This is a genomic window from Flavobacterium sp. B183, assembly GCF_023539155.1.
In the GTDB taxonomy this organism is placed as follows: Bacteria; Bacteroidota; Bacteroidia; order Flavobacteriales; family Flavobacteriaceae; genus Flavobacterium; species Flavobacterium tructae.
In genome coordinates this window covers 1,666,504-1,683,341 of the sequence record NZ_CP097434.1, presented here as the reverse complement: position 1 = coordinate 1,683,341, position 16,838 = coordinate 1,666,504, and the positions used below count along the sequence as shown (strand labels likewise).

Below are 16,838 nucleotides of genomic sequence, written 5' to 3'. Positions count from 1 at the left end.
TAAATATTGTTATTATTCTTTAGTAGCTTCTTTTTTTGCTTTTGGAGCTGCTTTTTTTGCTTTTGGAGCTTCTGCTTCAGCAGATACTTCTTCAGCTACAACCGCTTTTTTAGCTGCTGCTTTTTTAGTTCCACCAGCTGCAGTAATACCTTCAATTACAATTTGAGTAAGATATTGTCTGTGACCATTTCTCTTTTTGTATCCTTTTCTTCTTTTCTTTTTGAAAACGATAACTTTGTCTCCTTTTAAGTGTTGTAACACTTTAGCTTCTACTGAAGCACCTTCTATAGCTGGGGCGCCTAAAGTTACATTTCCGTTATCGTCTAATAAAAGAACTTTGTCAAAAGAAACTTTTGAACCTTCTTCGTTAGCCAAACGGTGAACATAAACCTTTAAGTCTTTGCTTACTTTAAATTGTTGCCCTGCTATCTCTACGATTGCATACATACCAAATTGATTTATTGATTTTTAAGGTTGCAAATATACAACTAATAATTTACTGTGCAATCCCTTATTCTAAAAATATTTATTTCTGCTTTATAACTGTTTTTCAAGACGTTTCTTCATTCCAAAAAAGCTATTTAGAAGTAAAATACTGTTAAAATTTAATCATTTCATCCCTATTTCCCTAAATGCTAATTAAAAAAAACTATTTTTGGTGTAACGATAATCAACTCTTGACTACCTATTTATTAGGTAAATATAAATTTATTAATCTTTATGAAAAATTCAATCATTATGTTAAGTGCGGCACTAATGCTCGGCGGAGTGGCTCATGCTCAAAAGGTAGCTTTTGAAGAATACAATTTAGACAACGGAATGCACGTAATTTTGCATAATGATCCTTCTGCTCCGGTTGTGATTACCTCGGTTATGTACCATGTAGGATCAAAAGACGAACGTCCGGACCGAACGGGTTTTGCACATTTCTTTGAACATTTATTATTTGAAGGAACTAAAAATATCAAACGCGGCGAATGGATGAAGATTGTTACTGCTAATGGAGGTGTAAACAACGCCAACACTACTGACGACAGAACCTATTACTACGAAGTTTTACCTTCAAACAACTTAGAACTTGGCTTATGGATGGAATCGGAAAGATTAATGCATCCGATTATCAATAAAATTGGAGTTGACACTCAAAATGAAGTGGTTAAAGAAGAAAAAAGACTCCGTTATGACAATCAGCCTTACGGAAACATCTTGCCGGTTGTAAAAGAAAACATGTTCAAAAAACATCCGTACCGCTGGACCACTATTGGCTCCATGAAGGATCTGGATGCCGCAACTCTTGAAGAATTTCAGGCTTTTAATAAAAAATTCTACACCCCAAACAATGCCGTTTTAGTGGTGGCAGGTGACTTTGACAAAGCCAAAACAAAAGAATGGATTCAGAAATATTTTGCTCCAATTCCAAAAGGAGAAGAATTAAAAAAACAAACTTATGTAGAAGAACCGATCAATCAGACTATAAAAGCCACTTACGAAGATCCGAACATTCAGATTCCAATGGTAGTTGCTTCATACAGAACACCATCGATGAAAACCAGAGATGCGAGAGTTCTGGATTTGATTTCTTCTTACTTAAGTGATGGAAAAAGCTCTAAACTGTACAAAAAAATTGTAGACGACAAAAAAATGGCGCTTCAGATTGGAGCAGTAGGATTTAGTCAGGAAGATTATGGAATGTACATATTATATGGTTTACCAATGGCTCCTAACACAACAGCAGACATCTTAAAAGAAATGGACGAAGAAATTGTAAAAATTCAAACGGACTTAATTTCTGAAAAAGATTATCAAAAATTACAAAACAAATTCGATAATAATTTTGTGAATGCCAATTCGACAGTAGAAGGAATCGCAGAAAATCTGGCTTCTTTCTATCTGCTTTACGGAGATGTTAATTTGATAAATACCGAGATCGACCTTTATCACTCTATCACCAGAGAAGAGATCAGAGAAGTAGCAAAAAAATACCTAAACCCTAACCAGCGTTTAATTTTAGACTATATTCCTTCAACTAAAGCTCAAAACTAAGTCATCGAATCATGAAAAAAATACATACATTTTTAATCCTTTTATTCCTAACTGGAATTATGCAAGCACAAGACCGCCCACAACCAAAACCAGGCAATTCTCCTGTAGTCAACATCAAAAAGCCGCAAACTTTTGTTTTGGCGAACGGGATGAAAGTTTTGGTGGTTGAAAATCATAAATTACCAAGAGTAAGCTTTACTCTAACCCTTGATAACGCTCCTTTTGCAGAAGGAAACAAAAAAGGGGTTGACGAATTAACAAGCGCCTTAATTGGTAACGGAACTAAAAAAATAACGAAAGAAGCTTTTAACGAAGAAATCGACTTTTACGGAGCAAATATTAATTTTTCTTCATCAGGAGCTTCCGGAAGTTCACTTTCTAAATATTCTGGACGTGTTCTGGAGCTTTTAGCTGAAGGAGCTTTACAACCCAATTTCACACAATCAGAATTTGATAAAGAAAAAGCAAAATTAATCGAAGGACTTAAAGCCGACGAGAAAAGTGTTCCGGCAATTGCCAGCAGAGTTGTTGACGTTTTAGCGTTTGGAAAAAACCATCCATCCGGAGAATATCTTTCAGAAGCAACAGTAAAAAATGTGACTCTTGCTGATGTTCAGTCTAATTATGCGACCTATTTTGTTCCTGAAAATGCTTATTTGGTAATCATAGGTGATGTTAAATTTAAAGAAACGAAAGCTGCTGTAGAAAAACTTTTTAGCGGATGGAAAAAACAGGCTACGCCAAAAAACACCTATCCGGCTCCTGAAAATGCTGCTAAACTTCAAATTGATTTTGTTGACGTTCCAAATGCTGTTCAATCTGAAATTTCATTGGTGAATACGGTGAATTTGAGAATGAGCGATCCTGATTTCTTCCCTGCTGTGATTGCAAATCAAATTTTAGGTGGTGATTTCAACAGTTACCTGAACATGAATTTACGTGAAAAACACGGTTGGACGTATGGCGCAAGATCAAGTATCGAAGGAGGAAAATATGTAACTAAATTCAAAGCTTCTTCTGCCGTTAGAAATACGGTTACGGATAGCGCAGTGGTAGAATTTGTAAAAGAAATCAAAAGAATCAGAACTGAAAAAGTTTCTGAAGATATTTTAAAAAATGTAAAAGCGGGATATATTGGACGTTTTGTAATGCAGGTTGAAAAACCACAAACTGTTGCACGATATGCTTTAAACATTGAAACAGAAAAACTTCCTGCCGATTTCTACGAAAAATACATTCAAACCATCAACAGTGTTACTGCCGATGATGTTTATCGTGTTGCCAACAAATATTTCATGCTGGACAATATGCGAATCGTAATTGCCGGAAAGGGATCTGATGTGCTAACAGGTTTAGAGAAACTTCAAATTCCGATTTTCTACTTCGATAAATACGGAAATCCTGTTGAAAAACCAGTAACTAAAAAAGAAGTTCCAGCCGGAATTACTGCCAAAACTGTTTTCGAAAACTACCTTAAAGCAATTGGTGGAGAAAAAGTAGTTGCAACCGTAAAAACACTTTCGATGACAGGATCTACTACTATTCCTCAAGCTCCTTCCCCATTGACTTTTACTTCTAAATTAGATTCAAAAGGAAAAATGATGGTATCTCTTGCGATGGGACCAATGAATTTAATGAAACAGGTTGTAAATGATAAAGGCGCTTATATCGAGCAACAAGGACAGCGCAAAAACCTTGAAGGAAATGATCTTGCCGAAATGAAAGCCAGCGCTGCTCCGTTTGAAGAGCTTCAACTTGTAAAAAGAACCGACTTAAAAGTAGAAAGTATCGAACCAATAAACGGTAAAGATGCCTACGCTATCAAAGACGGTAAAACAACTTATTTCTATGACGTTGCATCAGGATTGAAACTTGCCGAAGCAAAAGTTCGTGAACAAGGCGGAAAATCAGCAACGCAAATTACCAACTTCAACGATTATAAAGACGTAAAAGGAGTTAAAATCCCTTTCAATATCGTTCAGAATGTAGGTTTTGAGTTAGATATTAAAATGTCTGATATCAAGATCAACGAAGGAGTTTCTGAGGCAGATTTCTTGTAAGATACTGAGATGCTAAGATACTGAGATGCTAAGATACTAAGGTGCTAAGATTTTTTTGAGGCTTAGTCAGAGTTTAAAACTTTGACTAAGCCTTTTCTTTTTTTACCAAACAGAGCGAAGTCGAAGCTTTGTCAAACTGAGTCAAAACAAAGCTTTGTCAGACCAAACGAAGTCAAAGCTTTGTCCGGCTGAGCGAAGTCGAAGCCCCCCATTCCAATTGGTGCGCCCTTCGACTCCGCTCAGGGCGACAAAACAAAAAGAAGGCTGTCAGTTACGACAGCCTTTCTAATTTTAATCATTCAACCTCTAAATAAGGACTTAAAATTTCTGCTAATTCATTCAGCCAGTAAAAGCCATTTTCAAGGCTTGTTTTGTCTGTTTCAAATGTTTCACATTCTCTCATCATACTTAAGGCAAGCAGATAATTTACTTTTCGAATGGTCTTTGCCATAAATTCAGGATCTACCGATTTGTTGAAGAAATCAATCAACTTCAATTCTGTTTCTTTCGAAAGGGTGTTTGTACTCATAATTTAGAACAGTTAGGAAATTAGGAAGCCCGCACACTTTAGGTGTCCTACGCTGTTCAAAGCGTTGCGATTGTTTCCAATATCGCCACCATATTGCACGGGCAAAGTTTTTTTCGTAAATCATAATTAGAACAGTTAGGAATTCAAAGATACCTAAATTCAATTAAATAAGTACGAATTTTCTTTAATAAATTAAATATTAACCCGTATGACTTAGCTGTCCTACGCAGTTAAGAACGCGTTGCGGCTGTTTCCAATACCACCAGCATACCATACGGATATAAGTTTTTTCGATGTCCCTCCAGCTTCAAAACGACAAACTTAACAAAAATATTCAGATGAAAATAATTGTCCTAGCCCCGATAGAAGTGGAAATCCTTTTGTGGCGGGGTTCGCCACAAAAGATTGGAACGAATAACGGGATTAGCTCCTGAAAGAAAATTTGATCAAAAACCAAAATGGCACTTCATACCGGAAATCTACTTTTTAGCCGATAAATACACACCTATTAAAATTATAAAAGCACCAAAAAACTGAATTGGTGTAAGCATTTCGTTATCCAAAAGCCCCCAGAAAAATGCCACGATTGGAATTAAATACGTTACCGAAGTTGCAAATACAGGTGATGAAATTTGGATTAATTTAAAAAACAAAACATTCGCAATTCCAGTTCCAAGAACCCCTAAAATCATAACAAACAAAATAGAATGCTGTGTAACTTCAAGGCTTATTCTTTGCGGAAAATCGGTCGTACTCAGAATAAGCAAAGCCGGAATAAGTAATACCGCAAAATTTCCGGTTGTGATGCTGAGCGAATTTAAATCGGATAAGTATTTTTTAATCAGATTGACATTTATTGCATAACTAAGCGTTGCGATAACCACCAGAATCACATAATAGTAATTTTGCCCCGGATGCGAAGATGCTCCGCTTAAAACCAGCAATAAACACCCCACCAAACCAATAAAAACACCTAATACCTGTCTTTTTTGAAATTGAATTCCAAAAATAAGTATCCCTAAAACCAAGGTGTTTAAAGGGGTAAGCGAGTTCATAATGGCTACGATTGAACTGTCAACTTCAGTTTCGGCAATGGCAAAAAGAAAAGCCGGTATAAAAGTTCCGAAGAAAGACGTTATGGCGACAAATTTCCATTGACGGCGGGAGATCTTCTTCAAACTTCTGAACCCAACAATCAATAAAAATAAAGCTGCAAAAATAATCCGGAACGAACCTACCTGAACCGCTGTGAGTCCAACCAAACCTCTTTTGATAAGAATAAAAGAACTTCCCCAGATTAGTGAAAGCACCAATAAATAGGCCCACTTTAATTGTTTTGCATCCATAAAACATATTTTAGTGCAAATTTGTAATAATTTTACGAATTGACCTCTTCCTTTTTACTAATTTTGCAAAGAACATTTTTTCGCAAATTAAAATCTTAAAAATATGAAATTTACAAGAATCATAGCTTCGATTGCTATTGCAGGTTTAGTACTGGTAAGCTGCAAAAAAGAAGAAGATAAAAACCTGGCTAACATAAAAAATATAGAATCAGCTCCAAAAGAACACAAAGCAATTGCTGCTGAAAATGTACAGACTTCAAGTTTTAAAATCGAAGGAATGACTTGTGCAATGGGATGTGCCAAAACAATCGAAAAAGAATTATCGAATCTTGACGGTGTAGAAAAAGCAACGGTTGATTTTGAGAAAAAAACAGCTACTGTTGTATTTGACAAAACGGTTCAAAATCAGGAAAATTTAACCAAGACAGTTCAGGCAACCGGAGACGGCAAAACCTATAAAGTTTTAGATATTAAATCGTAATTTGACGATTGTTCAGTTTTAAAAAGACTGACAAAAAAATAAATATTTAAACAGTAGTAAACTCAGGCTTGCTGCTGTTTTTTTTTATGAATCATCTTTCAATACAGCCCTAAAAAACAATGGAACTTAAATTTAGCCACATAGACATCTTAGTTAACGATCTGCAATCGGCATGCGACTATTATGCGAAAATCCTCGGAGCAGAGATCTCAAAAAAATTCACCTGGGAGAGAGATGAGTTACACGTTGTATATGCCGTTGTAAGAATTGGCCAGGAACGGTTTATGCTGGTACAGCCTTTTTCCGGCAATCTAAAAAATTTATTGGAGACAAAAGGCGAAGGAACAATTTATCGTCACTGCTATTCCACTCCCGATATCGAAGCCGCTTTTGATGAATTGGTACAATCAGGTGTGCAGCCGGAGGACGAGAACGGAAATGCACTGTCACGAGAAAGCCTTAACTCTCCAAGTGGCGTTAGAATTATATGGCTTCCGAAACGTTTTGGAGAATTCTCGATTGAAATTCTCGAAGAAGAAGGACTTCAACAATTTATGAATGATGCTTTTTCTGCTTCCTGAGTTTGTGGAAAATAAAATTCGGAATCCATATCGTGTAAATCTGCTTTTGCCCCTTCAGGTCAATACTTACCTTTAATTTATTTCATAGCGCGTTGCGCCATGCTATTGCTGAGGCTCTTTCAGAGCGATGGACTTCGATATTTACGCTTACTACTTGTCCCCTACAGGTTCTTTCGGATTGATGCAAAATTTAATTCTTTAAAAACCTTAAAAATAAAATGCCCCCAAATAGTATTTAACTTTTTGAGGGCAGTATAAAATTGAGTGTATCTTTTATTTCCACTTTAATGTTTCCATCAGTCTTTGCATATCATTTCTGATGTAACTCGCAGCCGGCATAACCGAATCAAAGTTAGGCTTCGCATAAAAATAAACCGATCCTGTTATAAAGTGTTTTGTACTGTCTGTAACATAAAATTGTGAGTTTGTAGCGGCATTTCCGTCTACGCGGTAAAACATTCCGTAAACCTTTTTTTGAGGGTTTAAATAGGGCTGTTCTAAAATATCGTCTGCCTTAATAACATGCTCGTAGGTTAACTTTTGAGCATCTTTGAGCAATTTCACTATATCTCCCTGTACAGGCTTATAAGTAAGGTAAATTGTAGCTTTCATTTTTGGATAGGTAATTGCAAATCCGCAATTTTTCTCTCCTTTGATTACGGCCGCTTCATTCATTTCAAAAGTAAAAGGGCAATTGTTTTCAAAACCCACATATTTGGCTTCAGGATAGTCCAAACGAAGGAAACCGGCAGGTTTTGGCACTACATCATCTTTACAACTTAAAACAGTCAATGCCAGTAAAATTGTTGCTAGTGAAATGGTCTTTTTTAGCATTCTTAATCTATTGTTACTTTTATTTGTTTTACACGTTTCTTATCAACTGTTTCTATCGTAAAAACACAGTTTTCGAACGCTATTTTTTGATCTTTTTTAGGGAAATTACCCAAAATCTCTAAAATGAATCCGGCCAATGTCTCGGCTTCACCTTTATGCGATTCAAAGATTTCTTCATTAACCGCTACGATTCTGTAAAAATCTTTGAGATTAATTTTTCCTTCAAAAAGAAAATTCTTTTCATCTATCTGAGAGAAATTCAGATTCTCGTCGTCAAACTCATCACTAATATCCCCTACAATCTCCTCAATAACGTCTTCCAGAGAAACTAATCCTGACGTTCCGCCATATTCATCCACCACTATCGCCAAATGGCTTTTAAGGCTCTGAAAATCCTTCAATAAATTATCCAGCTTCTTGTTCTCCGGAACAAAAAATGCTTTTCTGATTAAAGAGGTCCAGTCAAATTCTTCCTTATCAATATGCGGCAACAAATCCTTGACAAACAAAACGCCTTCTATCTGGTCTATATTGTCACGATACACCGGAATTCTCGAAAAACCTTTTTCTATTATTTTAGGACAAATCCCGGAAAAAGGTTCTGACATTTCTAAAGCAAAAATATCAATTCTCGGGCTCATTACCTGCTTGGTATCAGTATTACCAAAAGACACGATCCCTTCCAGTATTTTTTGCTCTTCTGTTGACGTACCTTCTGAATCTGTCAATTCCAAGGCTTGTGAAAGTTGATTTACAGAGAAATTATTCTTCTGCTTCCCTAATTTCTGATGCAAATATAATGTAACACTTCGCATCGGCAAACTGATTGGCGTGAGTAATTTATCTAATACAGCCAATGGATAGGCGGTACGTTTTGCAAATTTTATATTGTTACGGCTGGCATAAACTTTAGGGAGTACTTCTCCGAACAACAAAATTAGCGAAGTAACCAGAACAATCTCGAGAATAAACTTGAGAGCCGGAGACTCTATGGCTCCAAAAATATTCTGACCTATAAAGGAAAACAGAATAACTGTTGCGATATTAAAAAGATTATTGGCAACTAATAAGGTTGCGAGAAGTTTCTTAGGCCTATCTAAAAGTCTGGAGATAATTTTTCCTTTTGAATGATTCTCCTGCAAGGTGTCGTCGATATCTTTTTGAGACAAAGAGAAAAGTGCCACTTCGGCACCTGACACTATCGCTGATAAAAACAGCAAAATAAATATTCCGACAAAGCCAATTATCAAATTGATGTCTACTGTCGTATTAAGAAACAAACTGGGCTCCGGGTCCAAATTAAAAAGAATTAGTTATACATTCAAAAAGGCAGATCGTTTATAGGTAAGCCTTCATTTGCTGCGTCAAAGTTAGTGTTTTTTGGCGACTCACTGTCCTGATTAGGTTTATGATTTCCGGTTTCTTTTTTGGTATTCAAGAAAGTAAACTCAGTCACCTGAATTTCTGTGGTATATTTTGTAGTACCGTCTTCAGCTTGCCATTGACGTGATTTTATACGTCCTTCAATAAATATCTTGTCTCCTTTCGACAAATATTTTTCGCAAATTTCGGCCGCTTTATTGCGCACAACTAAATTATGCCATTCAGTTGAAGTAATTTTTTCATTGGTCGTTTTATTGATATAAACTTCGTTTGTAGCCAATTGAAAACGCCCGATGCAGTTTCCTCCCTCAAAATAATGCATTTTTACATCATCGCCTAAATGGCCGATTAACATCACTTTATTTAATGTTCCGTTCATAGTTTGTTAGTGGTATTTATCCCAAAGATACATTATTTTAGCAAATTATTTCCTGCTTTTCCAGAAAATTGTGAATCACAATTGGAAAAGGAAAAACATTTAATTCGCTGGCTTTCAAGCCATTTTCTATTAAACCCTCAATTTTAACCTTCCAGAACTGTATGTGCAGATGTTGGTGCGAAAGTTTATGAATAACAGTACTTTCTGGATAATCTTCTATACCTATAATTGTATACGATGTAAAAACAGTGTCTGTGACTGCTTTCAAAACTACATCAAAGTCTACGATTTTATCTGTTTCCAAAAGCGGAAACTCATACAGATTGTGCCAGATTCCTTTTGCCGTTCTTTTCTGAAGTATGGTATTTCCTAAAGCGTCTTCTACAATGAGATAATTAAAGAAACGATTAGTTACCTTAATTTTCTTAGACTTAAGCGGCAAAACGGCTACCTTTTTCTTCTGTAATGCTGCACAGCTATCATTAAAGTCACAAACCGCACAATCAGGACTTTTAGGCACACATTGCAAAGCTCCGAACTCCATTATCGCCTGATTAAAAATAGCAGGGTTCTCCTTTGGCATTAATTCATAAGCCAGTTCGGTAAACTCTTTTTTAGTTGCAGGCGAAGCAATATCAGACTCAATATCAAAATAACGAGAAAGCACTCTAAATACATTTCCATCCACTACAGGAACAGTCTCATTATAAGAAAAGGAGGCAATTGCTGCAGCCGTGTATTCTCCAACACCCTTTAATTTTAAAAGTTCTTTATAGTTAGGAGGAAAAACACCGTTGAGCTCATTGGCAACATATTGAGCTGTTTTATGCAAATTTCGGGCACGTGAATAATAGCCTAATCCCTGCCAAAGTTTCAAAACCTGTTCTTCTGAAGCATTTGCTAAATCAAATACAGTAGGAAATTCCTTCGTAAAAGCAAAAAAGTAGGGTGTTCCTTGCGCAACTCGAGTCTGTTGCAACATAATTTCTGAGAGCCAAATATGGTATGGATTGGTCGTTTTACGCCATGGCAAATCACGTTTGTTTTGTAAATACCATTTTATCAACACGTTAGAAAAATTCATTGCAAAATACTTAGAATACAAAAGTAAATGTTTATGTAATTAAAATTTAACGATTTAGCTTGATTAATTATTTTTTTAATTCTTATATTTGCAAACTCAAAAAAATAGTACACCATTTATAAAATAAAATAGGAAAGAAAATGACGAAAGCAGATATCGTAGCGAAAATTTCGGAGAAACTAGGTCTTGAAAAAGGAGATGTTCAAGCAACAGTTGAAACTTTTATGGAAGAAGTTAAAACTTCACTAGAAACTGGAGACAATGTTTACCTAAGAGGTTTTGGAAGTTTTATTGTAAAAACAAGAGCTGAAAAAACTGGTAGAAACATTTCTAAGAACACCACTATCAAAATTCCAGCACACAATATTCCTGCGTTTAAACCTGCAAAAGTTTTTGTAGAAGGAGTAAAAACAAATAACGAAGCAAAGTAATACTATTAATTAATTATAAAATCGACACGATATGCCAAGTGGTAAAAAAAGAAAGAGACATAAGGTAGCTACTCACAAACGTAAAAAAAGAGCGAGAGCTAACCGTCACAAGAAGAAAAAGTAGTTTTAAACTACTTTTTTCTTTTTAAACGTTCATTGAAATTGAAAAAAGACGAAAGAGAAAAGAAAATAGAATATAGACGTAAAAATCTATCTTCTGTACTCTGTTCTCTATTAATCTTCTTTTCCCCGGGTTCAATACCTGTTAAAAATATTGTTTAATCCATCCTTACAATTAGGCCTTAAGCTATAAGCTTTAAGCTTTAAGCAATTTATTTTGCTTACTGCCTACTGCCTACTGCCTATTGCTAGAAAGTTCGGATAAAAATTTACAGTGTGAATAAAGAATTAATCATTAGATCTAGTTCTGAAGCCGTAGATTTTGCCTTATTAAAAGATGGAAAACTAATTGAATTACACAAAGAAGAAGAGAAAAGCAACTTTCAGGTTGGTGATATTTTTATTGCTAAAATCCGAAAACCAGTTGCCGGACTTAATGCTGCTTTTGTAAATGTAGGCTTCGAAAAAGACGCTTTTTTACATTATCATGACTTAGGTCCAAACTTAGCTTCCCAACTGAAATTCATAAAACTTGTAAGCGCAGGTAAAATAAAAGATTTCTCCCTAAAAACCTTTCAGTTTGAAAAAGAGATTGACAAAGATGGCATCATTACTGATATTTTAAGTGCCAATCAATCTGTTTTAGTTCAAGTTGTAAAAGAACCTATATCGACCAAAGGCCCAAGGATAAGCGCTGAGCTTTCACTGGCAGGAAGATTTATTGTTCTCGTTCCGTTTTCTGACCGTGTTTCTATTTCTCAAAAAATAGAAGACAAAAAAGAAAAGGATCGCCTAAAAAAACTTGTTCTATCGATCAAACCTAAAGGATTTGGTGTTATTGTTCGCACAGTAGCCGAAGGCAAAAACGTAGCCGAATTAGAAAAAGATTTGCAGAACCTGCTTGGCAGATGGACTGCAATGTGTAAAAAATTACCAACTGCTCATCATCCCTCAAAAGTATTAGGAGAACTCAACAGAGCTTCTTCAATATTAAGAGACGTTTTCAACGATACCTTTAGTGGTATTCAAATAGATGATGAAGAGTTGTACCATCAAACGAAGGAATATCTGCAAGAAATTGCCCCTTCAAAACAATCGATTGTTAAGTTTTATCAATCAAATGACACTCCAATTTTTGAGAAATACAATATAGAGAGACAAATCAAAACTTCTTTTGGAAGAACCGTCTCCATGAGTAAAGGTGCTTATCTTATTATCGAACATACTGAAGCTCTTCACGTTATAGACGTAAATAGCGGAAATCGTTCGAATAAAGCAACCAACCAGGAAGACACTGCCATGGAAGTGAATATGATTGCCGCTGCCGAAATTGCCAGACAACTTCGTTTGCGTGATATGGGCGGAATAATCGTAGTTGATTTTATCGATATGTCTAATCCAGAAAACAGGAAGGTTTTGTTCGACTTCTTGCGAGAAGAAATGAGCGACGATAAAGCAAAGCATAAAATCTTGCCGCCTAGTAAATTTGGTTTAGTTCAGATTACGAGACAACGCGTAAGACCAGAAGTTAATATTAAAACCAGAGAAGAAGATCCAAACAATGAACATGGCGAAATTGAAGCGCCAATTTTAATCATTGATAAAATCTCATCTGATTTAGATAGAATTCTAAAAACCCACAAAAAAGTCGTGCTTAATGTACATCCGTTTGTGGCTGCATACCTCAGTAAAGGTTTTCCATCATTACGTTCAAAATGGTTTTTTGAACATAAGAAATGGGTGAAAATCATACCTCGTGACGCTTACACGTACTTAGAATACCATTTCTATGATAAAAAAGGAAATGTTATTTCAGAATAAAAAAACAAAAACCGCCTTTCGAAAGACTGGCGGTTTTTTTGTGCGCTTTTTTACGTATTCCCAAAAAAAACATTTTGGATACGACAGTCAGCCTGAGCGGAGTCGAAGGCTTCCTCACCAAAAAAAAGGGCTTCGACTTCGCTCAGCCGGACACGTATACGCAATAATCTTGTAAAAATTTAGTAACGCTTAGATTTTAGCCTACTTAATGTTTCTTGTGAAATATTAAGGTAAGTTGCTACTATTCGATTGGATAAACGCTGAATAATTTGAGGATTTATACTCATTAGCTGTTTGTATCTTTCTGTTGCATCAAGAGTAAGGAAAGACATAAGTCTGTTGGTATTATTTACATATGCTTTTTCTAAATAATAACGATAGAACTTCTCCCAGGCCGGAATAACTTCCAATAGATAATAAAAATCGCTACTCGAAATGTATAGCAGTTCCGTTGACTCTAACGCCTGAATAAATTCTAAAGACGGCTCGTTTGAAATAAAGCTGCACAATGCTGTTGCAAAATTATTTTCGAACGCTAAATATCGTGTTGCTTCCTGACCATCTTCAGTAATAAAATAGATTCGCAAACAACCGGAACCAACAAAAAAACTTCGTTGGTTGGTTTGCCCATGAGCCACTAATAGTTCATTCTTTTCTGCAGTTGAAGATTTAAAGTAAGAAAGAATTACAACCAGCTCTTCCTCGGTAACCGTTATAATACTTTTGATATAATTTGCGAGCTGCTCTTTCATTTCTTAATTTCTTCTAATTGTAAACCTAAAAACACACTACAGATTAGGATCCTGCAGTTGTCTTTTCTGCTAGTTTTCTGGCATTTGGAATAATGATAAAGGCTGCAATATAGGCAACCGGCAGCATCACACTCCAAGCTTTCAGAAACTTTAAAAACCAATCTTCCCCAAATCCATAATTCCGCATTAACCCTACAAATGCCATAATCAATGTCATTGGAATTACAACAAACAATGTGTTGATGTACTTAAAATACTTTTTGTTCATTTTAAAATTTATTTAATATTAATTGAACACAAAGATGTATAAACCCAAAAGTATAAAGTTTGATATAAATCAAAAAACACTTTTCAAACCAGAATTAGATTCTTTATAAAAATCTTATTCCCTCACAATCTCAATTTTCCGTCTGATTTCATTGCCGGAAGCATCTACTACTGTGATATAATGCGTTCCCGAAGTTGGCGCAACCGGTAATTCGTGAAACGTTTTTGTGGTGGCTTTATAAACGTCATCTATGTACCAAAAAAGCTCTTTCTCTCTTTCGGAATAGGCTACTTTTAAAATCACGGGTTGAACCTTGCTATTAAAATCTTTGGTTAAATAAATTTTACCGTTGGTTTTGGGATAGATAAAATCCATTGTTGTGGTTTGTGTACCCTGACAACCTTCTTTAAACGGAGGCAAAGGCAAGTACTCAATATGCTGGCTCTTGTAATACCATGCCATAACCGGTGGTAAAACAAACCAGTTTTTTGTCACAATATTATCAATACTCTCACAACTGCTGTTTACCTGAAATTGTCCGGTTGTATCGAGATGAACCGTTTTGTGATACGGACAAACACTAGTCGATTTCCCTTTTTTTGGAACCCATTGCTTTATTTTCGGACAGCCGTCTTTAGCCAAATAGCCGCTTAAACGACAAACCTCAACTTCTGCTAAATCTTTATAAGGCGTTTGAAACCATCTTTGTCTTGGCAGTAAATTAAAAACATCAAATAAAATCGGTGCCGCACTTGTAACTCCTGTTAAAGTAGGCCTGCCCTCACCTGTTGCATTCCCAACCCAGATTCCTACTACATATCTTGAATTTGTACCAATTGCCCAAGCATCGCGATTACCAAAACTGGTTCCGGTTTTCCACGCAATTTTAAGAGAGCTATCGTAAAACTTCCAGGCTTCGTCTCCTTCCGGCCTGTTGACCTCTTCCATGGCATTGTAAGCTGCCCAAATTGATCCGGCACCTAAGATGTTCTTCTGATCACTTTCTGAGCCAAAATCGGGTTCAAAATTGCTCTTATAATTTAATTCCGTAAATTCATTCGTTCGGTATTGTGCCTGATTCTTAACATAATAATTTAATGTGGAAGACAGATTTGCATACGTTCGGCATAAATCCCACAAATTGCTTTCGGCCCCTCCTAAAATAAGTGACAATCCGTAATGATCGGGTGTTTTATTGATATCCTTCAATTTAAATTTTTGCAATTCCTCATAAAATTTATTCACGCCAAACTCCTGCAGCATTAAAACCGACGGGATATTGAGGGAACGTGACAAAGCCCGGTGTGCCGGAACCGCTCCGTCAAAAGTCAGATTGAAGTTTTGCGGAGTGTAACCTGCAATCTGCGTTGGAATATCGGCAACTAAAGTATTCGGCAGTAATTCACCATCGTCCAGCATTCCGGCATATAAAAGAGGCTTCAAGATACTCCCGGTACTTCTGGGTGCATCAATAATGTCAACATCTTTTTGGTGATCTTTATCGGTTGGCGCATTCCCCACGTAACTGATTACATTTCGATTGGAAACATCAATGACCAGAATAGCCAGATTGTGCACTTCATTCTGCTTGTATTGATTGTAATAGTATCTGGCAATTTGATTGACTCTGTTTTGCAGCGCATAATCAATCGTAGTCTTTACTCTTGTTCCTTCCTGATCTTTAGAGGCTCTTTGCAATAAATGAGGGGCTATCTGAGGCAAATCATACGGTTTTTGAGGCAAAGGTTCTTCAATGGCAAGTTCATACGTTTGCTGATCAATTACGCCTTCTTTATGCAGTTTAAGAAGAAGTCGGTTTCGCTTGTTTAATAATTTGATTTGATTTTTTCCGGGATAGATTAGACTCGGCGCATTAGGTAAAACTGCCAGTGTAGCATTTTCTGCCCACGACAATTGATTGGACTGCACGCCAAAATAACGCCACGAAGCCATTTCGAGCCCGACAACATTTCCGCCAAACGGAGCATGGGCCGCATACAACTCGAGAATTTCATCTTTAGAATATCCCAATTCCAATCGCGTAGCGAGAATCATTTCGATCAATTTTTCAAAATAGGTTCTTCCTTTTCCTTTTCGGGACAATCGGATGACTTGTTGTGTCAGTGTGCTTCCGCCTCGAACTACTTTTCCAGCTTTTTGGTTTTGTTTGATGGCATTTACCATCGCAACCGGATTAAAACCGGGGTGTTTATAGAAATACTCGTCTTCAAAATAAACAATACATTTCTTGAATTTATCCGGTACACTGTCCTGCGCCGGAAAACGCCATTGCCCGTCAGGAGCAATTTTAGCTCCTAACAGTTCTCCTTCTTTACTTTCGATAACCGTTGAGTACGGCTCTTTAAACAATGTTCGGGGAATGGAGAAATAATAAATCAGCAAGAGCACAAATGCAATTGCTGATTTTATTTTATTCTTTTTAATCCAGTTTATAATGCGTTGTGAAAACGCGATAAGTTTATTTTTCAACGTAATATTTATTTAACCGCGAAGTCGCTACGTTATTCGCTAAGTCCGCAATGTTTTTTTGCTCGCAGATTTGGCAGATTATATTTTACTTGCCTGATCTGTAAAATCTGCGTGAAACTATATTTTACTACAAAATACGCAAAGTTTATTAGCCACAGATTGTACAGATTAACACCGATTTTTTTGCCACGAATTCTCGAATTAATTTATAATAATTTAGATTCGAGAATTGCTTT

Annotated in this window: 16 protein-coding genes; 6 read left to right on the top strand and 10 right to left on the bottom strand. The window is 36.2% G+C overall.

Annotated elements, in window-relative coordinates:
- Positions 1-12 precede the first annotated feature (12 nt).
- A complete protein-coding gene (gene rplU / locus M4I44_RS07590; RefSeq protein WP_070905843.1) occupies positions 13-447 on the bottom strand; it encodes a 50S ribosomal protein L21 in 435 nt (144 codons plus the stop codon).
- Positions 448-720: 273 nt separating this feature from the next.
- Between rplU and M4I44_RS07585 the strand changes: the two genes are divergently transcribed.
- Both M4I44_RS07585 and M4I44_RS07580 read left to right on the top strand, forming a co-directional pair.
- Positions 721-2,043 (top strand): pitrilysin family protein, encoded by a 1,323-nt coding sequence (locus M4I44_RS07585; protein ID WP_017497243.1) that lies wholly within the window; start codon positions 721-723, stop codon positions 2,041-2,043.
- Positions 2,044-2,054: 11 nt separating this feature from the next.
- Positions 2,055-4,103 (top strand): pitrilysin family protein, encoded by a 2,049-nt coding sequence (locus M4I44_RS07580; protein ID WP_249966953.1) that lies wholly within the window; start codon positions 2,055-2,057, stop codon positions 4,101-4,103.
- A 295-nt stretch (positions 4,104-4,398) separates the two neighbouring features.
- On the opposite strand, the gene M4I44_RS07575 is transcribed toward M4I44_RS07580, so the two are convergent.
- Both M4I44_RS07575 and M4I44_RS07570 read right to left on the bottom strand, forming a co-directional pair.
- Positions 4,399-4,632 (bottom strand): hypothetical protein, encoded by a 234-nt coding sequence (locus M4I44_RS07575; protein WP_202702531.1) that lies wholly within the window; start codon positions 4,630-4,632, stop codon positions 4,399-4,401.
- Between the two features lie 479 nt (positions 4,633-5,111).
- Positions 5,112-5,978, bottom strand: a complete 867-nt coding sequence (locus tag M4I44_RS07570) for a DMT family transporter (protein ID WP_249966952.1) — start codon at positions 5,976-5,978, stop codon at positions 5,112-5,114.
- A gap of 103 nt (positions 5,979-6,081) precedes the next feature.
- Here M4I44_RS07570 and M4I44_RS07565 point away from each other — a divergent pair, with 103 nt between their 5' ends.
- Both M4I44_RS07565 and M4I44_RS07560 read left to right on the top strand, forming a co-directional pair.
- Positions 6,082-6,459, top strand: coding sequence for a heavy-metal-associated domain-containing protein (locus M4I44_RS07565; RefSeq protein WP_017497247.1), 378 nt, complete (start codon positions 6,082-6,084; stop codon positions 6,457-6,459).
- 119 nt (positions 6,460-6,578) lie between these two features.
- Positions 6,579-7,040 (top strand): VOC family protein, encoded by a 462-nt coding sequence (locus M4I44_RS07560; protein ID WP_249966951.1) that lies wholly within the window; start codon positions 6,579-6,581, stop codon positions 7,038-7,040.
- Positions 7,041-7,313: 273 nt separating this feature from the next.
- Here the strand turns inward: M4I44_RS07560 and gldD are convergent, their stop codons facing one another.
- Genes gldD through mutY form a run of 4 tightly spaced genes read right to left on the bottom strand, consistent with a single transcriptional unit; the run spans position 7,314 to position 10,720 of the window.
- On the bottom strand, positions 7,314-7,874 hold the full coding sequence (gldD, locus tag M4I44_RS07555; RefSeq protein ID WP_017497249.1) for a gliding motility lipoprotein GldD: 561 nt from the start codon (positions 7,872-7,874) through the stop codon (positions 7,314-7,316).
- Between the two features lie 2 nt (positions 7,875-7,876).
- A complete protein-coding gene (locus M4I44_RS07550) occupies positions 7,877-9,172 on the bottom strand; it encodes a gliding motility-associated protein GldE (RefSeq protein ID WP_249966950.1) in 1,296 nt (431 codons plus the stop codon).
- Between the two features lie 23 nt (positions 9,173-9,195).
- A complete protein-coding gene (locus tag M4I44_RS07545) occupies positions 9,196-9,636 on the bottom strand; it encodes a single-stranded DNA-binding protein (protein WP_017497251.1) in 441 nt (146 codons plus the stop codon).
- A 37-nt stretch (positions 9,637-9,673) separates the two neighbouring features.
- The gene (mutY, locus tag M4I44_RS07540; protein ID WP_249966949.1) at positions 9,674-10,720 is read right to left on the bottom strand and encodes an A/G-specific adenine glycosylase; all 1,047 of its coding nucleotides are present in this window, start codon (positions 10,718-10,720) and stop codon (positions 9,674-9,676) included.
- A gap of 140 nt (positions 10,721-10,860) precedes the next feature.
- Here mutY and M4I44_RS07535 point away from each other — a divergent pair, with 140 nt between their 5' ends.
- The gene (locus M4I44_RS07535; protein ID WP_007805026.1) at positions 10,861-11,151 is read left to right on the top strand and encodes an HU family DNA-binding protein; all 291 of its coding nucleotides are present in this window, start codon (positions 10,861-10,863) and stop codon (positions 11,149-11,151) included.
- Between the two features lie 396 nt (positions 11,152-11,547).
- On the top strand, positions 11,548-13,092 hold the full coding sequence (locus tag M4I44_RS07530) for a ribonuclease E/G (RefSeq protein ID WP_017497253.1): 1,545 nt from the start codon (positions 11,548-11,550) through the stop codon (positions 13,090-13,092).
- Between the two features lie 179 nt (positions 13,093-13,271).
- Here M4I44_RS07530 and M4I44_RS07525 read toward each other — a convergent pair whose 3' ends face one another.
- The 3 genes from M4I44_RS07525 to pbpC all read right to left on the bottom strand — a co-directional run bounded on the left by M4I44_RS07525 (position 13,272) and on the right by pbpC (position 16,602).
- On the bottom strand, positions 13,272-13,844 hold the full coding sequence (locus M4I44_RS07525) for a Crp/Fnr family transcriptional regulator (RefSeq protein WP_249966948.1): 573 nt from the start codon (positions 13,842-13,844) through the stop codon (positions 13,272-13,274).
- 43 nt (positions 13,845-13,887) lie between these two features.
- Complete coding sequence (locus M4I44_RS07520; protein ID WP_017497256.1) at positions 13,888-14,112, bottom strand: DUF2798 domain-containing protein; 225 nt, start codon at positions 14,110-14,112, stop codon at positions 13,888-13,890.
- A 114-nt stretch (positions 14,113-14,226) separates the two neighbouring features.
- A complete protein-coding gene (gene pbpC / locus M4I44_RS07515) occupies positions 14,227-16,602 on the bottom strand; it encodes a penicillin-binding protein 1C (RefSeq protein WP_249966947.1) in 2,376 nt (791 codons plus the stop codon).
- Between the last annotated feature and the right edge of the window lie 236 nt (positions 16,603-16,838).

Excerpts from the sequence above, each read along its gene's own strand:
- M4I44_RS07570 (WP_249966952.1), bottom strand. The coding sequence starts at position 5,978 with ATGGATGCAAAACAATTAAAGTGGGCCTATTTATTGGTGCTTTCACTA.
- rplU (WP_070905843.1), bottom strand. The coding sequence starts at position 447 with ATGTATGCAATCGTAGAGATAGCAGGGCAACAATTTAAAGTAAGCAAA.
- mutY (WP_249966949.1), bottom strand. The coding sequence starts at position 10,720 with ATGAATTTTTCTAACGTGTTGATAAAATGGTATTTACAAAACAAACGT.
- M4I44_RS07585 (WP_017497243.1), top strand. The coding sequence starts at position 721 with ATGAAAAATTCAATCATTATGTTAAGTGCGGCACTAATGCTCGGCGGA.
- M4I44_RS07525 (WP_249966948.1), bottom strand. The coding sequence starts at position 13,844 with ATGAAAGAGCAGCTCGCAAATTATATCAAAAGTATTATAACGGTTACC.
- M4I44_RS07565 (WP_017497247.1), top strand. The coding sequence starts at position 6,082 with ATGAAATTTACAAGAATCATAGCTTCGATTGCTATTGCAGGTTTAGTA.
- M4I44_RS07560 (WP_249966951.1), top strand. The coding sequence starts at position 6,579 with ATGGAACTTAAATTTAGCCACATAGACATCTTAGTTAACGATCTGCAA.
- M4I44_RS07575 (WP_202702531.1), bottom strand. The coding sequence starts at position 4,632 with ATGAGTACAAACACCCTTTCGAAAGAAACAGAATTGAAGTTGATTGAT.
- gldD (WP_017497249.1), bottom strand. The coding sequence starts at position 7,874 with ATGCTAAAAAAGACCATTTCACTAGCAACAATTTTACTGGCATTGACT.
- M4I44_RS07545 (WP_017497251.1), bottom strand. The coding sequence starts at position 9,636 with ATGAACGGAACATTAAATAAAGTGATGTTAATCGGCCATTTAGGCGAT.
- M4I44_RS07520 (WP_017497256.1), bottom strand. The coding sequence starts at position 14,112 with ATGAACAAAAAGTATTTTAAGTACATCAACACATTGTTTGTTGTAATT.
- M4I44_RS07535 (WP_007805026.1), top strand. The coding sequence starts at position 10,861 with ATGACGAAAGCAGATATCGTAGCGAAAATTTCGGAGAAACTAGGTCTT.
- M4I44_RS07580 (WP_249966953.1), top strand. The coding sequence starts at position 2,055 with ATGAAAAAAATACATACATTTTTAATCCTTTTATTCCTAACTGGAATT.